The organism is Roseicella aerolata (assembly GCF_020523605.1).
In the GTDB taxonomy this organism is placed as follows: domain Bacteria; phylum Pseudomonadota; class Alphaproteobacteria; order Acetobacterales; family Acetobacteraceae; genus Paracraurococcus; species Paracraurococcus aerolatus.
This window is the reverse complement of the sequence record NZ_JAJAQI010000191.1, coordinates 1-570: the sequence shown is the minus strand read 5'-3', so window position 1 is coordinate 570 and position 570 is coordinate 1. Positions and strand designations below refer to the sequence as shown.

Annotated in this window: 1 protein-coding gene; it reads left to right on the top strand. The window is 75.1% G+C overall.

The window, feature by feature from the left end:
• Positions 1-41: 41 nt before the first annotated feature.
• The coding region (gene mog / locus LHA35_RS28510) for a molybdopterin adenylyltransferase (RefSeq protein ID WP_226615298.1) at positions 42-570 on the top strand (529 nt) is incomplete at its 3' end.

Sequence of the window (570 nt, the reverse complement as noted above, 5' to 3'; positions counted from 1 at the left end):
CTAGAGAACAACGTCCTGTTCCCGCGCTTCGGGGCCTGACCATGTCGCAGGCCATCCCGATCGGCGTCGTCACCGTCTCCGACCGCGCCAGCCGCGGCGAGTACGAAGACAAGGGCGGGCCGGCCATCGAGGCCGCCCTCGCCCGCATCCTGGCGACGTCCTGGCGGCCGGCGCGGCGCCTGGTGCCGGACGAGCGGCCGCTGATCGAGGCGGCGCTGCGGGAGCTGGCGGATGCCGAAGCCTGCCCGCTGGTGGTGACCACCGGCGGCACCGGGCCGGCGCCGCGCGACGTCACGCCGGAGGCGACGGAGGCGGTCTGCGGCCGCCTCCTGCCCGGCTTCGGGGAGCTGATGCGGGCGGTCTCGCTGCGCGCCGTGCCGACCGCGATCCTGTCGCGCCAGATCGCCGACACGCGCGGACGCTGCCTGATCGTGAACCTGCCGGGCAAGCCCTCCGCCATCGCCGAGTGCCTGGACGCGGTCTTCCCCGCCATCCCCTATTGCATCGACCTCATCGGCGGGCCGCGGCTGGAGACCGACCCGGCCGCCTGCGCCGCCTTCCGGCCGAAGG